This window comes from Hydrotalea sp. AMD, assembly GCF_004100315.1.
Taxonomy (GTDB): Bacteria; Bacteroidota; Bacteroidia; order Chitinophagales; family Chitinophagaceae; genus Hydrotalea; species Hydrotalea flava.
This window is the reverse complement of record NZ_SCKY01000015.1, coordinates 71579-90485: the sequence shown is the minus strand read 5'-3', so window position 1 is coordinate 90485 and position 18907 is coordinate 71579. Positions and strand designations below refer to the sequence as shown.

The 18907-nt window shown below is 30.6% G+C and carries 33 protein-coding genes; 1 reads left to right on the top strand and 32 read right to left on the bottom strand.

Annotated elements, in window-relative coordinates; genetic code table 11:
• Nucleotides 1–6 precede the first annotated feature (6 nt).
• The 7 genes from EO766_RS12410 to EO766_RS12380 all read right to left on the bottom strand — a co-directional run bounded on the left by EO766_RS12410 (nt 7) and on the right by EO766_RS12380 (nt 6953).
• Entirely contained in the window at nt 7–1077 is a 1071-nt protein-coding gene (locus EO766_RS12410; RefSeq protein WP_502697234.1) for a hypothetical protein, read from the bottom strand.
• 10 nt (nt 1078–1087) lie between these two features.
• Nucleotides 1088–3307 (bottom strand): ATP-binding protein, encoded by a 2220-nt coding sequence (locus EO766_RS12405; protein WP_287101210.1) that lies wholly within the window; start codon nt 3305–3307, stop codon nt 1088–1090.
• Nucleotides 3304–4269, bottom strand: coding sequence for a DUF723 domain-containing protein (locus tag EO766_RS12400; RefSeq protein WP_287101209.1), 966 nt, complete (start codon nt 4267–4269; stop codon nt 3304–3306). Before EO766_RS12400 ends, EO766_RS12405 begins: the two co-directional genes overlap by 4 nt.
• 200 nt (nt 4270–4469) lie before the next feature.
• The gene (locus EO766_RS12395; RefSeq protein WP_287101208.1) at nt 4470–4676 is read right to left on the bottom strand and encodes a hypothetical protein; all 207 of its coding nucleotides are present in this window, start codon (nt 4674–4676) and stop codon (nt 4470–4472) included.
• Complete coding sequence (locus EO766_RS12390) at nt 4673–4978, bottom strand: hypothetical protein (RefSeq protein WP_287101207.1); 306 nt, start codon at nt 4976–4978, stop codon at nt 4673–4675. The genes EO766_RS12395 and EO766_RS12390 overlap by 4 nt, the downstream gene beginning before the upstream one ends.
• A 468-nt stretch (nt 4979–5446) precedes the next feature.
• Nucleotides 5447–5770, bottom strand: coding sequence for a hypothetical protein (locus EO766_RS12385; protein WP_287101206.1), 324 nt, complete (start codon nt 5768–5770; stop codon nt 5447–5449).
• Nucleotides 5771–5795: 25 nt separating this feature from the next.
• A complete protein-coding gene (locus EO766_RS12380; RefSeq protein ID WP_287101205.1) occupies nt 5796–6953 on the bottom strand; it encodes a DEAD/DEAH box helicase in 1158 nt (385 codons plus the stop codon).
• Between the two features lie 87 nt (nt 6954–7040).
• Here EO766_RS12380 and EO766_RS12375 point away from each other — a divergent pair, with 87 nt between their 5' ends.
• The gene (locus EO766_RS12375; RefSeq protein WP_287101204.1) at nt 7041–7652 is read left to right on the top strand and encodes a hypothetical protein; all 612 of its coding nucleotides are present in this window, start codon (nt 7041–7043) and stop codon (nt 7650–7652) included.
• Here the strand turns inward: EO766_RS12375 and EO766_RS12370 are convergent.
• From EO766_RS12370 to EO766_RS12250, 25 genes are all read right to left on the bottom strand, one after another.
• Complete coding sequence (locus EO766_RS12370) at nt 7647–7865, bottom strand: hypothetical protein (RefSeq protein ID WP_287101203.1); 219 nt, start codon at nt 7863–7865, stop codon at nt 7647–7649. The two genes, EO766_RS12375 and EO766_RS12370, sit on opposite strands and share 6 nt — an antisense overlap.
• Before the next feature lies 1 nt (nt 7866).
• Entirely contained in the window at nt 7867–8079 is a 213-nt protein-coding gene (locus tag EO766_RS12365; RefSeq protein ID WP_287101202.1) for a hypothetical protein, read from the bottom strand.
• Between the two features lie 256 nt (nt 8080–8335).
• Nucleotides 8336–8581, bottom strand: a complete 246-nt coding sequence (locus tag EO766_RS12360) for a prepilin-type N-terminal cleavage/methylation domain-containing protein (protein ID WP_287101201.1) — start codon at nt 8579–8581, stop codon at nt 8336–8338.
• 73 nt (nt 8582–8654) lie between these two features.
• Complete coding sequence (locus tag EO766_RS12355; protein WP_287101200.1) at nt 8655–8966, bottom strand: hypothetical protein; 312 nt, start codon at nt 8964–8966, stop codon at nt 8655–8657.
• A 12-nt stretch (nt 8967–8978) separates the two neighbouring features.
• A complete protein-coding gene (locus tag EO766_RS12350; protein WP_287101199.1) occupies nt 8979–9185 on the bottom strand; it encodes a hypothetical protein in 207 nt (68 codons plus the stop codon).
• A complete protein-coding gene (locus EO766_RS12345; RefSeq protein ID WP_287101198.1) occupies nt 9173–9463 on the bottom strand; it encodes a hypothetical protein in 291 nt (96 codons plus the stop codon). The genes EO766_RS12350 and EO766_RS12345 overlap by 13 nt, the downstream gene beginning before the upstream one ends.
• A 2-nt stretch (nt 9464–9465) precedes the next feature.
• The gene (locus EO766_RS12340) at nt 9466–9774 is read right to left on the bottom strand and encodes a hypothetical protein (RefSeq protein ID WP_287101197.1); all 309 of its coding nucleotides are present in this window, start codon (nt 9772–9774) and stop codon (nt 9466–9468) included.
• Between the two features lie 86 nt (nt 9775–9860).
• Nucleotides 9861–10349, bottom strand: a complete 489-nt coding sequence (locus EO766_RS12335) for a hypothetical protein (RefSeq protein WP_287101196.1) — start codon at nt 10347–10349, stop codon at nt 9861–9863.
• Nucleotides 10350–10365: 16 nt separating this feature from the next.
• Entirely contained in the window at nt 10366–10662 is a 297-nt protein-coding gene (locus tag EO766_RS12330) for a hypothetical protein (protein ID WP_287101195.1), read from the bottom strand.
• 68 nt (nt 10663–10730) lie between these two features.
• Complete coding sequence (locus EO766_RS12325; protein WP_287101194.1) at nt 10731–11204, bottom strand: hypothetical protein; 474 nt, start codon at nt 11202–11204, stop codon at nt 10731–10733.
• A gap of 2 nt (nt 11205–11206) precedes the next feature.
• Nucleotides 11207–11674 (bottom strand): hypothetical protein, encoded by a 468-nt coding sequence (locus EO766_RS12320; RefSeq protein WP_287101193.1) that lies wholly within the window; start codon nt 11672–11674, stop codon nt 11207–11209.
• A gap of 82 nt (nt 11675–11756) precedes the next feature.
• Nucleotides 11757–12026 carry a hypothetical protein gene (locus EO766_RS12315; RefSeq protein WP_287101192.1) on the bottom strand — a complete coding sequence of 90 codons (270 nt, stop codon included), beginning with the start codon at nt 12024–12026 and terminating at the stop codon, nt 11757–11759.
• Between the two features lie 15 nt (nt 12027–12041).
• Entirely contained in the window at nt 12042–12209 is a 168-nt protein-coding gene (locus EO766_RS12310; protein ID WP_287101191.1) for a hypothetical protein, read from the bottom strand.
• Between the two features lie 603 nt (nt 12210–12812).
• Nucleotides 12813–13187 (bottom strand): hypothetical protein, encoded by a 375-nt coding sequence (locus EO766_RS12305; RefSeq protein WP_287101190.1) that lies wholly within the window; start codon nt 13185–13187, stop codon nt 12813–12815.
• A gap of 8 nt (nt 13188–13195) precedes the next feature.
• Complete coding sequence (locus tag EO766_RS12300) at nt 13196–13393, bottom strand: hypothetical protein (protein WP_287101189.1); 198 nt, start codon at nt 13391–13393, stop codon at nt 13196–13198.
• 1 nt (nt 13394) lies between these two features.
• Complete coding sequence (locus tag EO766_RS12295; RefSeq protein ID WP_287101188.1) at nt 13395–13790, bottom strand: hypothetical protein; 396 nt, start codon at nt 13788–13790, stop codon at nt 13395–13397.
• Nucleotides 13791–13858: 68 nt separating this feature from the next.
• Nucleotides 13859–14590 (bottom strand): hypothetical protein, encoded by a 732-nt coding sequence (locus EO766_RS12290; RefSeq protein ID WP_287101187.1) that lies wholly within the window; start codon nt 14588–14590, stop codon nt 13859–13861.
• Entirely contained in the window at nt 14583–14942 is a 360-nt protein-coding gene (locus EO766_RS12285) for a hypothetical protein (RefSeq protein WP_287101186.1), read from the bottom strand. The genes EO766_RS12290 and EO766_RS12285 overlap by 8 nt, the downstream gene beginning before the upstream one ends.
• A complete protein-coding gene (locus EO766_RS12280; protein WP_287101185.1) occupies nt 14942–15157 on the bottom strand; it encodes a hypothetical protein in 216 nt (71 codons plus the stop codon). The genes EO766_RS12285 and EO766_RS12280 overlap by 1 nt, the downstream gene beginning before the upstream one ends.
• Before the next feature lie 350 nt (nt 15158–15507).
• Nucleotides 15508–15903, bottom strand: coding sequence for a hypothetical protein (locus tag EO766_RS12275; protein ID WP_287101184.1), 396 nt, complete (start codon nt 15901–15903; stop codon nt 15508–15510).
• A gap of 67 nt (nt 15904–15970) precedes the next feature.
• The gene (locus EO766_RS12270) at nt 15971–16252 is read right to left on the bottom strand and encodes a hypothetical protein (RefSeq protein WP_287101183.1); all 282 of its coding nucleotides are present in this window, start codon (nt 16250–16252) and stop codon (nt 15971–15973) included.
• 22 nt (nt 16253–16274) lie between these two features.
• A complete protein-coding gene (locus EO766_RS12265; RefSeq protein WP_287101182.1) occupies nt 16275–16640 on the bottom strand; it encodes a hypothetical protein in 366 nt (121 codons plus the stop codon).
• 165 nt (nt 16641–16805) lie between these two features.
• Nucleotides 16806–17471 carry a hypothetical protein gene (locus EO766_RS12260; protein ID WP_287101181.1) on the bottom strand — a complete coding sequence of 222 codons (666 nt, stop codon included), beginning with the start codon at nt 17469–17471 and terminating at the stop codon, nt 16806–16808.
• Nucleotides 17472–17541: 70 nt separating this feature from the next.
• On the bottom strand, nt 17542–18135 hold the full coding sequence (locus tag EO766_RS12255) for a hypothetical protein (protein WP_287101180.1): 594 nt from the start codon (nt 18133–18135) through the stop codon (nt 17542–17544).
• 285 nt (nt 18136–18420) lie between these two features.
• Nucleotides 18421–18900 (bottom strand): hypothetical protein, encoded by a 480-nt coding sequence (locus EO766_RS12250; protein WP_287101178.1) that lies wholly within the window; start codon nt 18898–18900, stop codon nt 18421–18423.
• Nucleotides 18901–18907: the final 7 nt, after the last annotated feature.

Sequence of the window (18907 nt, the reverse complement as noted above, 5' to 3'; positions counted from 1 at the left end):
TAATATTTAATATGTGTCTGCTGCACATTCAACAGTAATATCTGTATATTCCATTTTTGGAACTAGTCTTTTGTTATGTCTTTTTCCATCTATGTATCCAAGATCATATCCCTTATTAATATCTAATGCTTGTTTATAAGAAAGTATCCATTCGTTATCATCTGCAATAACAACTGTATCACCTTCTTCTACAATTTCCTTATCTTGAATACCTTTATTTCTTCCAGTATAATATCCAATACTATAGGCAGCTTGGAAAAATGATGAATATTGTTGATCTTTTACTGGTGGTTGTAATTCATAATCCGACAAATCAGCAACTAATTCAGGTAATACTGGTTTTTTCTCAGTAACAGCAGCCTTAATATTAGGTTGTCCTAATTCACCAATAATCTCATATTGACACGCCCTTGCCTTCGTATTATTATAATCAGTTGGAATAGAAACAATATCTCTTGGATTTACCTTAAGAATCAATACTTTATCACCACTATAATTAGATAAGTATTCATGTGAACATAAGTGTAGACCAGAAGAGCAAGTTCTAGATGAGTTATCATCAACGTCTTCGCGTGGCATAGAAACGATGGTACCAATATCGTTTTTGAATGTTCTATCGTGAACACTGGTATAGTCGTTATTAACTTTTTTATATGCTAAGAAACAACCATCAGATGTAATTGGTAATTTACCATACTCAAGAAATCCATAAAGTTCGTCGATTGCTCGTTCGGATGGATTTTGATAAAGGTTAGCCATAAAGTTAACCATTGGATTAACATTAAATCCTTGTCTATACATTTCAACAATTTTTGTAACAAGCAAAGAATGAACTTCTTTTCCATTAAAAGTAATTCTACCAGCATCAAGATCAACAACTAATTCATTTGTTTCTTGTTCAAAATAATTTTGAATGGTTCTAGCTACATCAATTAGATTAAGGAGAACATCTGGATCTTGATCTCCACGAATTTCATATATGATTGCTTCATAGTTTATATGATCTTCATTTACGGTGTATGGTTTATTACCAATAACCATAGTAATTTGGTTTTGTGTCAGAATAAAAGGGATCATGTTTATGTCCTTATAAAGAGTGTAAAGTATTATCGTTTATTTTATTACAATTGTCAACGAGGTTAAAATATGTTGATAGTAATTGTAATATATTTGATTGTGTAATTGAATCTATGGAATATGGCCAATCAATGATGGTTAACATTGGATAACGGACTGATATTATATGTTGCCATTCATCAATTAGTTGTTGTCTTTTAGTTTTTAATGAAACAGAAAACAAATCAAGTTTAAGAGTATCAACTATTTGACCAATAGATTTACCATCTATATTAAGTGCTGCTACTTTTATATCTTTCAGTTTAGTTATAAATGTACCAAAATCATTATCATAATAGTGTTCAAATCTATTCCATTCGTCTATCATATAATTAAGTAATGTATTATATGGAGTAGTGTAATTAATCATTGGTAAATTATTAAATACTAAACTATTAACATACACATCATAATTTGTTTTAAAGTTCTCTCTAACCAAATCAAATAAGTTAACCCAATTGTGAGTTTTTATTTGTTTTAGTTCTTTTTCTGTGAAACCATATATTTTGGTCTTACTGTTAATAATATCAAGATTGATACAATTTTCAAGAAACTTATCAAAACTCAAGAATTGATGACCATTCAAAGATATAGCACTATTATGAATTGAAACGAATATTCCACCTTCACTTACATCAATAAGTTCATGATCCCAACAAACATGACTAAATTTATAGATAGTTTTAGGATAATAAATGGAACTTGTCGTTCTAAATCCTTTCCAATATAATTTTGATTCTTTTGCTCGTTGTGTTCTAATTGATTTATTATATACTGGTCTTGTTGAAACAAGAGGATCAGTTATTAAATATTCAGGATTATCCATTACTTCTAATAATTTAGGTAATGAATCTATTAACATATCACGTTTTTTATTGGGTCTAATAACTAATAATTGTGGTTTATTAATTCCTTTACCTCTCATATTACTCAAGTATTGTCTATATACTTGTCTCGAACGATAATAAGGATCCAATATTACCCGTTGGTTTTTTCTGACTCTTATACTAGGTTCTAATTCTGTTGTATGTAAATTTAATCTAATCTTATCATATGATAAATCAAATGATAATATTTGAGCATCTTTCAACAAATCGGGATCAAATGTATATGTTGTTTTAATAGGTTTATTATTCCATGTAAATTTCTGTACATTGTCAAATGATTGAACAACGTTTTTAAATTCATTGGTTTGGTTATTTAATAAGTCATCCAATAATAGACAAGCTGACCATTCAGATGTACATTCATCAAATTGTTTTTGAATAGCCAATTGAATTTCTGTTGCAACGTTATCTAATGCGTTAATTAGATTTCTTATTGTTCTTGGATCATATGAGAGAGCCTCACGTGATGCTGCAATATCAACTTCACCGATATCTACATAAAGATCTATATTAGTACTTAATAAGACTTGTACAATATCAGATATATCATGTTGTGATAAAATATTATGATCAATTGGATAACTAATAAACCCTTGAACAATTCTTGGACCTTTATAGTAAGAATAATAATCTGCTTCTCTTAATTTCCAATTAGTACCAGACAATGTATGTTTAACTGAATATGGTGAAAAATCAGGTTGACCGATAATAACTGGTTTAGGGTCAAAATACATGAAAGCTGTTCTTGCAGCTGTTCTAAAGCTTTCATGATCTTTTGATTGTGTTGTTAATCTTATAGTCATTCCATTTTCTTCTTCTGTTTCAAGTTCTGAAAGAAGAGTAATAGATGGAAGATTTAATTCATTCTTAAAACAAGAATATATTCTATTAATACCATCTTGTCTTGATTCAACAATAAAATTACTAACATAACTAAAAGGAGATTTAGATCCTAATCCTAACATTCCAACGTAATCATTGCTGTTATCTTTAGTTGAACTAAAATATGTAGTGTATATTGTTAATATGTCCTCATGTGATAATCCAGTTCCAAAATCTTTTACATAGAAACTTCCATCTAAAGAATTTGGTAGTTTAATTTCAATTGGTATGTCTTTTTTATTCGCTGCCACATGTGCATCGTATGCGTTTGTGGAAAGTTCGCGCACTATTGCTAATATTTTATTAGCATATAATCCACTTGAAAGAATAGAAAACGCGGCTGGTGATGCTTTTATAGTAAACTCTTTTTCTACTCCCACATTTGATTTTATTACTTCTCTTTGTTGTAATTGAGTTTTCATTTTATATCCTTATTAATATCTGTTTCCCATTTTACTACTAAATTATAACCTAATTGTCTGATTAATTCTTCTCTTTGTATTGTCTGTTTATATAATTCACCAGCGGTTAATGATGACCAAGGATTACAATATTCACTGGATTTAAATAATATAGGATTTCCATGCCAACAATCACCATGAAATTCATATATCGTATTTGTTTCTTCACAGTATCCATCAACTTTATATCTTGTTCCTGATATTTTATATTCTCCTATGTTACCAGCATGTTGAATTTCTATATTTTCAATTTGTGCAATATTTGATAACCAATGTATACATTTTTGAGAGAATCCAACATTGTGTCGTATTGGAATATTATGTCGATATAACCATTTTCCAACAGTCGATCCTGTGTTATCTAATCCGAGTTCATCTGAAATATGCAATGCTGTTTTGCCTTTTATAAGATATTGATCTTTTAACCATTCTTTGTCTTGTAAAAATTTTAGAGCTGTTACCATGTGTTTCTGTTTAGGATTACAAACATTATATTTTGATAAATTGGTATTAATTCGACGTGATACTATACATTTAGGACAACCTTGTTTTAAGTTTAAATGATTACTTGGTTTTTGTGAAAATAATCCATGGATAGGACAAATAATATCAACTTTAGTGTGAGTGTTTATATATTTCACTAAACTATAATCATATTTGTTATTATGTATAATAGATGATTCGAGTACAAAAGCTTCTTGTGTTTTTGTTAAACATTGTGTACGTTTGTTGATACCACATATAGGACATTGTTGTCCTTGTAAATGATTAGTAGGTAATTGATTGAAGTTACCATGTAATTCACATATAATAGTAACTTTGGTATGAGAATTCACATACACAACATCTGAATAATTGTATTTGTTGTTATGTATACGATTAGCTTTTGATATAAACCTATCTCGTTTGAGATTGTTATCCATGTTTTATTATTATTATAATTGTAAAGTTATTATACAATATAATAATAAAAAAGTCAATTGAGGGTAATTTGATATTAATATACTTTTAATTAAATGTAAAAATATATTAATTTTAATTTGTGAAGTTAAAATAAAAGAAATCCATTGGATTTTAAATGGATTTCTTTTAATAATAAAGAAGGATAATAATATTTAAAATATTACCACATCCCTTGATGGTCGTCACGTTGAAGTTTATCCAATCGATTTAGTCTTGTAACTAAATTTCGATTAGCAGTTATCAGATTTTGAATTTGTTTTTGTTGTTGATCAACAAATTGTTCTATTTTAACCAAATGCTGTTTTATTTCTTGAACTTGAAGATCCTGAAGTGTTATTAATTTCAATAATTCAGCCGTTGGGGTCATGGATATCTCCGCTTTTTTCTTTTCTTGATTGTAGAAGGAGTTGAGATATCCAAATAATTCCAACCTGACATTCGATAACTCTGTGTAGATGTTTTAATTTTTACATCTAAACAATTAGGTACAAGTTGTTTGATATCATTACACAACTTATTTTGTTCTTCTTGTGACCATTTACTAACATCTTTTGTTAATACTACTTTTAATTTGATATCATTTACACGACGATCATAATAATGTGCGAGTATTCCAATGTTGAGTGGTAAAAGTACAGTTCTAACTGCACCAATTTTTGATTGTTTCATTAGTGTTTCCTCCAACCTAAATAGTATGTTAAAACAATGGTAATAATAACTATATCTGATACTATTGGGTGATCAACCCACAATTGGGTTGTATTTTCATTATCAGTAATGAAAGTTGTCCATACGTCTTTAATGAAGTCCATACCTCTCTCCTGATTTATTTTTACGTTTCCAAATCCAGACATAAAAACCAATTACTGAAACAAGAAACACAGTGCAAGCATATGGATGTGTATTCCACATATGAACTGTTATCGCATTACGAGCTACCCAAGATTCATATACATCTTGAAAGAAATTCATACTTTACTCCTTATGTGTTGATTGTTTGTGTTTATAAAGACAAACTTGACTCAACACAAATAATAGTACAAGTTCTACAGTAATAAATGGATGATAACTCCACAAATATAGAAAGGCAGTTTTAATGATGATCCATACTTCACGATAATCTTGAATGTCCATACTTTACTCCTCACGAGACAAAATTAGTTCAATTAATTCATCTCTAGTTAAATGTTTATATTTCTCATCCAATTCACACAAATGTGGAGTACCATACAATTCAACGGAATCATTAACATTCCATCTATTGATTTCCAGTGCACATTCATGACAATAATACTTTTGTGTACTCTTGTTATAATAAATTGCATGAGGTCGTTGACAAGCTGTTACATTACAATGTCCATCTAATAATCCCTTATCAGGTTTATTTGTTGTGGATGTAACAATAGCTCCAAACTTTCCTTTTGACTTAGGTAAGTTTCTATACTTCTTGAATTTAGACATTACATTTGCCACAACAGTTCTCCTATTAATGTTCTACTCGATGACCCATTGCCAATCCAGATGCAATTCCAAGTTGTTTATTTGTTCTATGTGTCACATAATCAAATTCTTGTTGTAACCATGATTCACCTTGTTTCCATACCAAACGATGACTTTCTGGAATACCAACAATAACCGTAGCATCCAAATTCGTTCCACTTAATGGATTAACAAGTTCCCAATAATTACATTCAGAGTCAGGTCTCGCTGCCCGTCCAATGATTTGATTTAATTGAGCATATGATCCAAATTGACGAGCACCAATAACATCAGTACAACCAACAACATCAACCCCTTCTGAGATATAGTTACAGTTAACAATAAATTGGATTTTACCAGCAGAGAATTGATCTAACAAGAAATCTACTTCTGCTCCAGATGAATCTAATAGACCAACTGCTTGATAACCAAGTTTACGAAGTGTTAATGTTAAAGATGCTACTTCTTTTTTGGTTTTAACGAAAACCAAAGTTTGACCCATTTCGTGAGCAAAGTTGGTAAAGATGTCAGTCATGATATCAATTTTATCTCTTGATGTAACATCAACGAAAGAATGAATATTAGTTTGTGCTAACCATCCTTCAGCAACAGCTTGTTCACGACTGATAGGATTAATAATCTCATCAAATTTTATGACCAACCCATCTGCCCTATCAGGAGTGGCTGTTAAACCTATGATTGGAAAATTACCTAATACTTCTAAATGATATTGATATGTGTTAGCACCTTCATGGTGAACCTCATCAATACAAACAATATGCCATCCTTTATCCATTACATCTTGTGGAATATCTGAAAAAACACTTTGTGTTATTAATTCAATACCAGATTCTTCAGCATAAACTCGTTCTGCTTGCGTTAATAATCGATGTTTATGTGCAATAAATAACAGTCTTAATTTCTCTCCATCTTTTACTCCCAACATCTTACGAATTTTAGGAGACGAAAAAATTAATCCAGATGTAATTGTTTTGCCAGCTCCAGTAGGAAGTTGAACTAAAATACGAGCAATAGGATTGCGTTCCAATATATCTTCAACTTGATTTCTTGCTGCAATCTGAAACCATCTCGCTTCCTTTCCACCAAACATATCTATTGCTTGATCTTCATCAGACATAATTGATTCAATATCTTGAGTATTCATATTTGGAAAGCCTCGATTCGTGATGTCATAAATAAATTTAAAATTTAATTATACTCAAATTTTAAATTTATTCAATAGGGAAATTTTATGGAACAAATTATAACTAGAAAAGAAGCTAAAGAACAAGGATTAAAACACTTTTTTACAGGAAAACCATGTCCAAGAGGACATATCGATAAAAAATTAGTATCTTCTTCAACTTGTTGCACTTGTACTAGAGAAAATCATTATACTTATTATGCTAACCATAAAGAAACAGCATTAGCTGGTATTAAACGATGGTCTCAAGAAAATAAAGAAAATGTTGTAGAAGCCTCTCGTAGATATCGAAAAAATAATCCTGGAGCTGATAAACGAAACCGTACGCGATATTATAATAAACCAGAAAAGAGAGCTCAAAAATTAGCTTATAGCAAATGGTGGAGAAGTGTTAATAAAGATAAACAACAAAATTATAATGCTGTAAGAAGAGCTATGGTTAAACGAGCAATTCCATTATGGGTTGATATGGATAAAGTTGTTAGTGTGTATAAAGAAAGTGTAAGATTAACAAATGAGACTGGTATTATACATCATGTAGATCATATAATACCATTAAGTCATCCATTAGTGTGTGGATTACATGTTGAAAATAATTTACAGGTATTAGAAGGTGTAGAGAATATGTCGAAAAGTAATATGTTTTCTATTGATTTATAAATCATCTAATATATCATAAAGAGTCTCATCAATTTCTTCTAAGATCTCTTTAAGTTGATCATCACTTTCTTGATTATCTTCACTATTATTGTAAACATAATCAAATCGATCAAATAATCGATCGATATATTCAAATTCAGGATGATGTTGAATTTGATCAACTAATTTATTATACTTACCCCTTAGTTCAGCTTGGTCATCTTCGATACTCATTTTATTCCTCCTCCTGTTCGATTGAATCCAATATGAGGTCAATTGTGTCTAAAAGACTATCCACCTCATCTAGTTCTGTATCATGTAAATCACACATATCCTCATAATCATCAAAAAGACATTCGAGAAATGAGTATTGAGGATGTTTAGGAATAGATTGTTTCATTTCCTCAAATCTTTCCTTTAGTTCTTCATACATGCTTTCTGTACTCATGGTATTAATCCATAATGTTTTGATACCAAACCTCCAATGACAGATAATACTATTATTACTGCCAAACCATCAGTCCAATCCAATTTACGTTTAGTACTATTAGATTTAGTATCGAATTTAAATAAAGATGGTAATACTATTACCAACAATATAAACCCTAATATATAATCAAACCCATTTGTTTTTTTTATTCTTATCTCCTAAAATATGAATAGGGACATTATGTCCCTATTCCGTTTTGATTACTATTGTAATCTTATATTGCTTTTCCTTCTTGTTCAGGAGGACAAGTTAATGGTAAACCACTAGGACCAACGATTTGTGTTTTGTATCCTTGACTGACTGACCATTTCATACCTTGTTCACAAACGGTACCATTTTGTACCCAAACAGATGGTGATACATTACCAGTCAATGCTGGTACTGCAATAGCACCTATAATACCAATAATCGCAATAACAATTAGTAGTTCGATAAGGGTGAATGCTTTAAGTTTGTTCATGTTTTTATACCTATTAAATTGATTAAAGAAAATTATATTTTACACAAATATAAAGAATTGTCAAATGGAAATTTTAATTAAAGGTTTTATCGATGTACTCTTTCATTTCATCAAGAGTTCCTGATTTCATCAAAACTCCATAATCAGCAGTTAATTTACCTATATGATCCAATTCTAGATAAATTTTCTGAATACGATATTCACTATCTTCTTCAAATCCAACTAGATATCGATGAAAACCTCCACCAAATCCAATATATTTGAATAATCCTTCTTCAGATGCAGCTTCAAATTCAGCATCGGTTGTAGTATATCCATAATTTTCAAGACATTCTCTGATATCATCAACAGTGAATGATTTAAAATCAAATTGATATAGAGCCATAACTGCTCTCCTTTAATCCTCTAACCAACAATCTGAGGCTAAAACACAATGATACTGATTACCACCAATGTAATCACCATGAAAACCGTGATCAGAATCTAATGCTTCGAGGGTCAGGCGTTGACCCTCAATTTTGGTAATTTTACCGCATTGTTCAACATCAGATTTAAATCCGACGATGTGTCCTATTTTTACATGTTTACCATCTACTCTTGCCATGAATATTTCCCCTCGTTTAATTCTTTCCAGTTATTAATATATTGATAAGATCGTTCTGTGAAGTTTGTTTCAAATGATTCGTGTTCTTTTGATTGGAAATCATTAATGAACGTGACAGAGATATCAGTATGTTGTGCAAACTTAATGGTTTCTTCTAAACCCTTTTCTAAATATCTATCAATTACAATTTCATCCCAAGCATCAAAATAACCTGCATTCATCATTGATGTACGAAGGACATTAGCAACAATTTCTAAATTGGATTCATCTATGTTCATAATTAACACCAATGGATTGCGTCAGGGGTAATAAGAATATCTAATGTATCTCCACCATCGTGATTTGGTTCATATACATATAAACCAAAATCAGTTTTATCACCTGTTGGAGTACCAGGCATCCAATCGTTATTTTGTGGTAAGAGAGCTAGTTCTGATGTTGCCGATCGAGCCATTTGATAAAAAGCAGTATCTTCAAGAGAATGACTTAATTTAACAGATCCACGAGATCTATGAAAAGTGGTAATCTGGCAATTTTTAAGGATTTTGATCAATTTATCCACTACAGTTATATCGTTATTTGAGTTCATGATAGTTCTCCTTTTATTTTTAATATGAGTATAATAATACTTATTAAAAATAAAAAATCAATAGGGGAATTTTAATTTAGGAAATATCATGCCTCAACAACCCGATGTTTTTTGAAAAAATACTGAATCTTATTCTTCAAACTTTGGATCTGACTCCTATTAAACCAATGATTCCATGGATATGGATTAGCAGCAATTGCACAAATCTCTTCGATTGTTAGATATCCAGATCTTGTCATTTTATACATATCTAAATCAATTTTGTCTGATACAGGAAAAATTCCTCTTGAATCAAATAGATAAGTATTTCCATCATAATCAAATTCGACCATAACGTGATCGTAACGCATTCCATGATCAGCCCATTCAACACAAGAATGATTATTTCTTAATTTAGGTCGAATTTCATCAATTTTGATATCTTCACCCCGATTGAATACAGCAACACGAGTCGGAACGATATCTTTCAGATGTTTAGCGACATGTGCAGCAAAAACTCCACAACCTCCACAATTAAGATCACGAATATTAGTTAATCTTGTAAGTAATTGTGGTAATACATCAACAGGATTCATATTATTCCTTTTGTTATTAGTCGTTAAAAATACGAACAAATGTACCTCTACAAGTTGGCACTTTTCTTTCTGATTCAGGAGTTGGAAGTAATGTCCAATATTGAACCTCATTTTCTCGATCTCTGAATGTTTCATTCAAGAAATATGTAACTTCTGTTTCCGATCGATGTGATATCAATGTTATTCCAATATCACAAGTATCTGGATATATTTGATGAAACAATGGTTGTACATCACTCTCAATATCAGATGCTTCAGCAACAAAACATTTACTTTGTTTGCTATATGTAAATTTTCCAGTAGATACGATCATTTCTGTATCCTCTTGATTTATTTAAAAAATCAATTTTACAGTAATTTAAATGAAAATCAACTGGAAGTTTACATTTGCATACGATCAGCGAAATAATCATAAAAGTCTTGTTCGTATTGAACGATGTTTTCGATTGTCAAATTGTCTCTCCACAAAGGAACAATATGAACAAAATTACCAATTTCTGTTTCAACTAATTGGATTTCATGGATAGTTGCACCTGATTGTTGATCAGCCCAATCTTGTAGATCTTCATCACTTACAAGAATAACAGTTTGAAATTTAACAGCTTTACGTTCTGTATTTTCGTGATGATCGACAACTAATTGAAGTTGATCTTTACTTCTGACTTCAAGTAATTCCAGAGACGAATCAAAACATTCCCACAACAAATTGGATTGTATTTCACCCATTTGTTCACCTTCATCGGTAGCATTGGGATCATAAACTACTTCACGTTCAAATGTAATGACTAATTTACCATCCTTATATTCCATAGTACAATCAGATACTTCACATGTTAATCTTACAAATGCTTGCATATTCATAACGTTTGTACCTTCACTAATTCAATTATCAATTTCTTATCGAATTCATCAATTCTCATGTTAGGAACACAATCATCGATAAGGACTAAATGTTTATTTTGTTTATGACCTAAACAAAATTTGATGAATGACCACATTTTGCCATTCATTTGGATGAAATCTGAGATATCATCATAATGAGTTTTTTCTGTTTTGGATATTTTTTGACACATTTCTTCGACTGAAAGGACTTCTATGATAGGACGATCTAATACTCGTTCAATTATCTCTTTCATGTGGAAATCAAATACTTTCTTATCAGCATCGTTGTGAATAGCAAAAGACCAAATACGAAGTTCAGTTATATTACGGTTATCTAACCATCTTTTAATTTTGCCATGATTAACCAATAAACCATTATCCCAATCATCGATAATAGTTTCTTCTAAATCAAGCCAAACTTCAATATTGGGTTGTGTGGTCATAATTAATCCCAAAACAAGACATAAGCTAAAACTGCACCAGTAAATGCAATACAAAAAAGTTCAAATACCATGATAATATTCCTTAAACCTTTTCGATGGTAGAGATACAGTAATATGAAGATGTTTCACCATTTTCATCAAATTCATCATCGTCTACTTCTACATATGCAACAATTTTGTAAGTTCCATCTTGTTTCCATTCAAGTGCATCACCACCATTATTTGAAACGGCTTTAGCTTTCAGTTTTTCAATATCATCACTGACAGCATCAGGTTCTAACCCTTCATCGCTAGTATATGTAAGAAGGTAAAGTTCATTTGATTCACATGGAATTGTAAGATTGTCACACATAATATTATCTCCTAATTATACATCGTCAGATGAACCAACAATTTGAATTGTATTAGATTCATCATCATATCCAACTTCAACAGTTCCTTCTTCGACATTGTCACTATATGTGACATTTATTCTTGCATTTTCAGGATATTTGTCTAGTTCATACATTAACTCTAAATTTGTTTTAATACCCATAATAATATCTCCTAATTAATTTAAAGAATATTATACTGTAAAATTTAATTTTATCAAATAGGAAATTTTGAATTATTAACTGCGTTAATAATTGTTATTTAATTCATCACTTCGTATCTGAATTAAATAACAATTATTATAATTAACTTACAGCTTCATGGCCCTGCGTTATTTGGTTTAAAGTAACCATCGCAATGTGATAGGTGGACACTACGAGAACTAAAATAGAAAGAAAAGAACGGTATTTACCATCGTGACAGACTTTATGGACTTCACACCAAAGGCTTGAACATTCATCCCTGAATGCGGTTCCTACTTCATCGACAGTTTGGTCTTGTACGATTGCATCCGAGTATCACGGCTTACTTATTTAACTTTTATACTTTTTACTTACTCATTAAAAACCACGATGGATTCCACATTATTTACGTAATATACTAATTCCAAAAATAATAAGTAATATACTCATTATTATTGATATGTGATGAGAAATTATTGAAAAACCTATTGTTATAAACATTAATCCATGAGCAAATGCTGATAATAACCAATGCAATACCCAAATACATCCAATAATTACTAATACTAATCCAGTTATCTTATTCATAGGTAATGTGAAACAATTTTTGTCATTGATATAAAATTAGGTTGATGTTTGATATGATGATAAAACATCACTTCTTCCTCTTCTTTGATTTTAACTACAATCTCTTTAAAATAACTAATTTGGACTTCATACCATCCATAAAACTTATTATTCAATCTGATTGCAAATACATAATGTGGTATTATCATACCATCCAATACAACCTCATATATATCCAAACCTGAAGATAATATCTGTTGAATCATAGTAGCTGCATCTTCTGGATGCATATCTACATGAGGTAATCTTTTACACAAAATGGTATGAAGATCTATTTCCTTTGCATCTATAAATTCATCCAAAACTTTTTTCACATATGAGGTAGCATTCATACTTATTCCTATTCAGGATTGATTACACTTTCAATATAATCAATATTTGAAAGTACTTTTTGCATTGCTTCAAATACTTTAGGTAGTAGTTCTTTTGTTTCAGGAAGTTGAACAAAACGTTCACATAAATCAACCCAAGTATTACCTCGCTCCAAATATTGGAGCATTTCTTTTTTAAAATCTTCTTTTTGTTCAAGAATTGTCATATCACTCACCTTCGAACATATCAGATTGTTTTGGAATATGGTTTTTAATTTTGTTCTGATATGCAATAAAATCAGTATAGTAAATGGTTTCGACAATTTCTTCCACATCTACATCATCCGGATCCATACTATACAAACCAACACTAAAATCAACCATGCGTTCAATAAAATCACTTAGATCATCAAACAAATGGGGAGCTAAATTGTCAGCACCCAATTCAATTTGGCCATCTACCAACGAATTTCTCCATTTTAGAAATCTTTGGATACAGAAATGTATTGCAATATAGTTCAATTCAAATTCAGAAAGACTTTTAATAGATTCTTTCATTTGTTGATGATATAACATATCCGTTTCAGATGTCAAACCTGATTGTAATATAGGAAACTGATGCATGATTTTTCTCCTAATTAATAAAAATATATTTTCTTATAATTAGGGAAAAAGTCAATAGGAATTTTCAATTACCCAAATGTATAAATGCCCGATGTTGGTATCTTGACATCTTTTGCATGTACTACATCCTTATACTCTCTACTTTCAACTAAATTGACGAATGTTGTAATCAATTTGTCGTAATATATATTACGATCAGTATCATTATCAAAATTAATGATAGATATTCTGTCATCACATTTGGACTCATTCCCCTGAAGGTAAATGCTTTTTGATCCATACAAATGTTCGGGTACACCAACTGATTTAACAACCATGTTAGTAGCTGAACAAGGATATATAAAATTACCACGAATACATTCAGGGATTTTAATTACTTGATAAATCAAAGCGTTATATGCTTTTTCCAAACGTATAACTAAATGTTCATCAAATGGTATAACACCAAATCTTGATAAGGAATGATAATCTGGATCTGATGGAATACCCATCAATGATTTGTATTCTTTTGATTTAACAAAAGAATCCAACGCTTTAAGTATTCTGTTATAGATAGAAACCAAATGTTTATCGGAAGTAAGAAGATGAACTTTATTATCTAATGAATCACACTTACCACGAAGAAAGAACTCAATTTGGGTTGAGTCTTTAACACAAATCTCTGGATCGTGGTATGATATAATTTTGCAGTTACTATCTATATCATAGAATAATGTTTTGTTAACCCGTAATTGTTCTGGCATTTCTAATACTTGATAGATAATACCATTACTTGCTAATTCTAGTCGTATTTTAATCATCGTCGTAATCCTGTGGAAGTGAGTCATCAATATCTTGATGCAATTGTTTATGTGAATTACTAAAATCTGGTGATGATGGATAATCCCATAATGTTTTGTTATCTACCTTCACAACAGTGTTCAATATTTCTGAAACTGGTTCATTTGTATTATGAATTGTTTGTCCTTCCATTATAATATAACCAGTATCTTCTCTGGTTTCTGTATCATAAATTCTGTCATTCCAACAGAAATATGGATAACCGAGTTGTTCTGCTACTTGACAAAAAGTATACATACTATAACCTAACTTGGGTAAATGTTTGTAGTTAAGAATATTATGCCATTGAATCAGTTTTTTAATTGATGACATTATAATTCTCCAGGTTTCTTAAGGTTACGAGCAACAGCAAACTCATGTAATCTAATATAGACACTGTTTGTCTCTTTGAATGCTAATTTAAATACAGGACCACACTTACAAAGATCATTAGCCAATTTTTTGAAGAATCTAATTCCCTCTAATAAGTCATTGTCCTCAATGGAATTACCATGAATAAAATCTTCATATAGTTGTCTAGGATTCATAATAATAGTTTACAGATTTTAAAAAGTATTACAATATTGTAATACTTTTTTATATAAATGTCAATAGGGAAAGGATAATATTATTTTATCTTTTGAACATATCGTACAAACCTACATTTTGTACGATTGTGAACATCTTTTTTTCTTAGTTCGATTTCGAGTTGAACCCGGTGTGGAGTATTCTCTGATATATGATGAACAATAACTTGTTCAGGACCCAACCTTAATTTATCAGATAAAAAATCTGACAATAACCATTGTTCAACATATGTAGGTGAACGACCAGGTCTATTAACTGTCATACTTTGTTATCCCTATACCGTTATGTAAGATTTTGAATTGTTTCATGATTAATTACCGTATAATGCTTTATAAACTGGTTCAACAGCTGATGCAACATGTGAACCATTAGCCTTTCTCAGAACAATTGGGTTACTTGCTTTAGGTCTTGCACCTGCAATTGTATATTTGACACCACTTACTGTAACTTCCTTACCAAGATCAGATGCTTTCATTCCATAACGACCAGCAGATTTCAAGAAACCAGCTTGCCATTTGACAGAACCGTCCTCAGTATTATCAGGAGTAGCATCATTGGAAACGGCAGTCATTTTGGAGGTAAAAGTAGTTGGTGTGTAGGTAATAGTACCTAATGAAAGTTTAACACCATACTTTTTTTCAACATCAACTAAAGCGGCAGCCAAATCGGCACGAAATTGGGGGAACATTTCTTTAGTGATAGCCATACTAATCTCCTAATATTAAAATAAAAATATTATACTTCGTTAAAAATGAAAATCAACTGGGAGGAATTTATTGTTCGATAGTTGTGGCTCGTTGAACACAACCTTTTCCACATCCATATTCAACGCTGACAGAACTTAATGGACAACGAACAATTTTTACACCTTTGATTATTGTCATACTACAATTCCTGAGTTCATTAATAGCATGAAGTTCATCATTGAATCGTCGTTCTTCCTGAAATATCAAATCTGCTTGTTTAATATCGTTTTCAGCTTGAAGTTTATCAAGATAATCTCCACAGCCAATTACAGTTGTTGATAATAGTACAAATATAATTAATTTAGACATTGTTGTCTCCTTGGTTTACAAATTAATATGAATATAAAGTTTCAAATCCATCTTTAGCCATTTCAGGTGTTAATGCGATACAAACACTAAAATATGTTGTTTCAAAACCACACCACCCATATTGAGCATTAAACAAATCAAAAAATTTTTGACGATCATCATGTTTCCATTCTGTCATTATTCCGAATAACATCTCACCTTCTGTTTCGGATGTTTCTAACTTATTAATTACATCTAAACCTATATGTTGATCCAGATAATAAAAATGAGCAAGTGATATTTTGATAGGGGTAGTAGTAAATTCAATTAGATCTGATTTTGTTTCATTATCAGAATGAAATAATATAACACCATGAAGAATAATATCATCATTCGGTAATATTGGCATGATAAATTCCCCTTAATTAATATAAATGATAATTCTACATTAATTAAGGGAAAAATCAACGAGGACAAAATGAATGAATATTACTTTTATAATAATTGATATTCATTCATTTATTAAATAAGTGAAGTATTATAATAATTTTTAATGTGGATTTTATGTGGAATATTATTTTTTAAATCTCGGACTCATTCTTATAACTTTACTCAATCTAAAATCATAACCTACTGGTTCATTACCTTCATAGAGTAATGGAATATCACAAATCCATCCGTCCGCTCTATCTCCATCCTTATCATATAATAATTTAAAATCTAAATTCATACACCAACTACTTTCTGATTGATTACTATGAGGACGAAGATATCGAGCATGTAATGGTTCACATGTCTGTACATATTCTTTTAATATTTCTGTCTCAACTAAATGAATTTTTCCAACCGCTTCCCAATCAGCAGTAGGACCATCAGGAGTATGATTTAACCATCCACGATTAACAGTTAAATAATATTTGGCGTGTGTAATAGATAATCCACTTGGAGCTCCATCACCTTTTGATAGTTCTAAAGGATATACTTTATCCTTCATACTCATTTTGATTTCTATCTTTGTTTCTTCTTCATCTAACCAATAAGCATCATAATATGGAAAATAACCTTCTTTTCCATTATCTACCATTCTTGGTAGATTTGTAATATGATTAATAAGATATGTTAAAGCATTTTCAGCTTCTCGTACCTTTGCCCATTGATTCCATTTACCACTACTTAGAAACGGCAAATATACCAATCCTGGTATAGAACCATCGTATTGAACTAATTCCCTTGTTGACATATAATAACATCCTTGTTATCTTCCTATAAAAATTTAAGTCATATCCCTCCATGGAATATGACTTTGTTACTTATCTTGCTAATAAAACTATTAATGAACCTACTACTATAACTACCATAGTAACCCAATATGCAAATTTCCAACCATCTTCCAGATCAGAACTTTCAGTTGAAATCAATCTAGAACGACCAAAAATATCTTTCTTCTCTGAATCATATTCACATTTTGTCCCATAAACTACTCGTCTATGCCACGTTAAAAAACCAAATCCAACAATTATGATAATAATTGATCCAAATACATGAAGGATAGTTGTTCCAATAACATTCCAAACGATTAATATCATAGCCAACATTCCAACTGGTGTCTTGATAAAATCATTAACAGCAATATTTAATTCCTTTGCCGCTCCACCAAATGCTTTACCTACATGTTCACCTAATGTGACCCAATCGTCAACTTGTTTAGGATCAACAGTTTCAGGTAATGTTGGTACTACTTGTTGTGCTTTTGTATTATTTTGTGAAACATTATCTGCAATTTGTGCAATCAATGCAGCTTGTTGTGTTTCAGTTAAACTATCCCAACCTGATTTAGATATTGTATTAACTGGTAATGCATATCCAAGTGTGCTTATACTTAATAACAGTATAAACATTAACATATTTTTCGTTTTTGCTCCCTATTTGTACCAGATAACATCATTAAATTTGTTTGATGCTTGTATTAACTTTCTTTTTCTCATCTTTTCGTTCTCGATCGCTTCCCGTTTGCGATACGAATATCGCATAAACACAATCAAAATGGAAGCGACAATCAATAATATACCAAACAATGGTACAAGACGATGTGTATCTATCCAAAAACCACTCACACCAATCAAAAAACACAGATATAGCATAGGTTCATAAATGTATGATGGAATATAATATTTCTTCATGGCTAAATCCTAAATTTGGGTATCATGGGCATGTATTTTTTCATACAATTTACTACAAACGAATTGTGTTGTATTCGGTAAAGCATTTTCAGGTGTAACAGTAATAGATCCTACTCTTGTAACACGAACAAAAAATACTTCTCCAATTGTAACAACAATATTATTCAAATCTGGTCGATTGCTACACATTACCATTTCTGGTAATTGAGATTGATGCATTTCATTTACAACAACATCAAACCAATTCTTAGCGAGTTTAGGATCAGGACAAGTAAAGTCCTGATCACTATCACGAATATCATTGGACTTTGCATCAATAAAACACAAAGCCCAAGTTAATTGTTCATCTAATGAATGTTTTCGAAAATCAACAGATGTGTCTATTTTTACATTTGGTACGTTTGGTTTGTAGACAAATGTGGATAGTACATAATAAGTAGTTATTCCTGCTGATAAAATGCAACATAACCAATAGACATATCTGTTCATAATGATT

Coding starts and splice junctions, on each gene's coding strand:
- EO766_RS12410 (WP_502697234.1), bottom strand. CDS start 1,077: ATGATCCCTTTTATTCTGACACAAAACCAAATTACTATGGTTATTGGT.
- EO766_RS12405 (WP_287101210.1), bottom strand. CDS start 3,307: ATGAAAACTCAATTACAACAAAGAGAAGTAATAAAATCAAATGTGGGA.
- EO766_RS12400 (WP_287101209.1), bottom strand. CDS start 4,269: ATGGATAACAATCTCAAACGAGATAGGTTTATATCAAAAGCTAATCGT.
- EO766_RS12395 (WP_287101208.1), bottom strand. CDS start 4,676: ATGACCCCAACGGCTGAATTATTGAAATTAATAACACTTCAGGATCTT.
- EO766_RS12390 (WP_287101207.1), bottom strand. CDS start 4,978: ATGAAACAATCAAAAATTGGTGCAGTTAGAACTGTACTTTTACCACTC.
- EO766_RS12385 (WP_287101206.1), bottom strand. CDS start 5,770: ATGTCTAAATTCAAGAAGTATAGAAACTTACCTAAGTCAAAAGGAAAG.
- EO766_RS12380 (WP_287101205.1), bottom strand. CDS start 6,953: ATGAATACTCAAGATATTGAATCAATTATGTCTGATGAAGATCAAGCA.
- EO766_RS12375 (WP_287101204.1), top strand. CDS start 7,041: ATGGAACAAATTATAACTAGAAAAGAAGCTAAAGAACAAGGATTAAAA.
- EO766_RS12370 (WP_287101203.1), bottom strand. CDS start 7,865: ATGAGTATCGAAGATGACCAAGCTGAACTAAGGGGTAAGTATAATAAA.
- EO766_RS12365 (WP_287101202.1), bottom strand. CDS start 8,079: ATGAGTACAGAAAGCATGTATGAAGAACTAAAGGAAAGATTTGAGGAA.
- EO766_RS12360 (WP_287101201.1), bottom strand. CDS start 8,581: ATGAACAAACTTAAAGCATTCACCCTTATCGAACTACTAATTGTTATT.
- EO766_RS12355 (WP_287101200.1), bottom strand. CDS start 8,966: ATGGCTCTATATCAATTTGATTTTAAATCATTCACTGTTGATGATATC.
- EO766_RS12350 (WP_287101199.1), bottom strand. CDS start 9,185: ATGGCAAGAGTAGATGGTAAACATGTAAAAATAGGACACATCGTCGGA.
- EO766_RS12345 (WP_287101198.1), bottom strand. CDS start 9,463: ATGAACATAGATGAATCCAATTTAGAAATTGTTGCTAATGTCCTTCGT.
- EO766_RS12340 (WP_287101197.1), bottom strand. CDS start 9,774: ATGAACTCAAATAACGATATAACTGTAGTGGATAAATTGATCAAAATC.
- EO766_RS12335 (WP_287101196.1), bottom strand. CDS start 10,349: ATGAATCCTGTTGATGTATTACCACAATTACTTACAAGATTAACTAAT.
- EO766_RS12330 (WP_287101195.1), bottom strand. CDS start 10,662: ATGATCGTATCTACTGGAAAATTTACATATAGCAAACAAAGTAAATGT.
- EO766_RS12325 (WP_287101194.1), bottom strand. CDS start 11,204: ATGCAAGCATTTGTAAGATTAACATGTGAAGTATCTGATTGTACTATG.
- EO766_RS12320 (WP_287101193.1), bottom strand. CDS start 11,674: ATGACCACACAACCCAATATTGAAGTTTGGCTTGATTTAGAAGAAACT.
- EO766_RS12315 (WP_287101192.1), bottom strand. CDS start 12,026: ATGTGTGACAATCTTACAATTCCATGTGAATCAAATGAACTTTACCTT.
- EO766_RS12310 (WP_287101191.1), bottom strand. CDS start 12,209: ATGGGTATTAAAACAAATTTAGAGTTAATGTATGAACTAGACAAATAT.
- EO766_RS12305 (WP_287101190.1), bottom strand. CDS start 13,187: ATGAATGCTACCTCATATGTGAAAAAAGTTTTGGATGAATTTATAGAT.
- EO766_RS12300 (WP_287101189.1), bottom strand. CDS start 13,393: ATGACAATTCTTGAACAAAAAGAAGATTTTAAAAAAGAAATGCTCCAA.
- EO766_RS12295 (WP_287101188.1), bottom strand. CDS start 13,790: ATGCATCAGTTTCCTATATTACAATCAGGTTTGACATCTGAAACGGAT.
- EO766_RS12290 (WP_287101187.1), bottom strand. CDS start 14,590: ATGATTAAAATACGACTAGAATTAGCAAGTAATGGTATTATCTATCAA.
- EO766_RS12285 (WP_287101186.1), bottom strand. CDS start 14,942: ATGTCATCAATTAAAAAACTGATTCAATGGCATAATATTCTTAACTAC.
- EO766_RS12280 (WP_287101185.1), bottom strand. CDS start 15,157: ATGAATCCTAGACAACTATATGAAGATTTTATTCATGGTAATTCCATT.
- EO766_RS12275 (WP_287101184.1), bottom strand. CDS start 15,903: ATGGCTATCACTAAAGAAATGTTCCCCCAATTTCGTGCCGATTTGGCT.
- EO766_RS12270 (WP_287101183.1), bottom strand. CDS start 16,252: ATGTCTAAATTAATTATATTTGTACTATTATCAACAACTGTAATTGGC.
- EO766_RS12265 (WP_287101182.1), bottom strand. CDS start 16,640: ATGCCAATATTACCGAATGATGATATTATTCTTCATGGTGTTATATTA.
- EO766_RS12260 (WP_287101181.1), bottom strand. CDS start 17,471: ATGTCAACAAGGGAATTAGTTCAATACGATGGTTCTATACCAGGATTG.
- EO766_RS12255 (WP_287101180.1), bottom strand. CDS start 18,135: ATGTTAATGTTTATACTGTTATTAAGTATAAGCACACTTGGATATGCA.
- EO766_RS12250 (WP_287101178.1), bottom strand. CDS start 18,900: ATGAACAGATATGTCTATTGGTTATGTTGCATTTTATCAGCAGGAATA.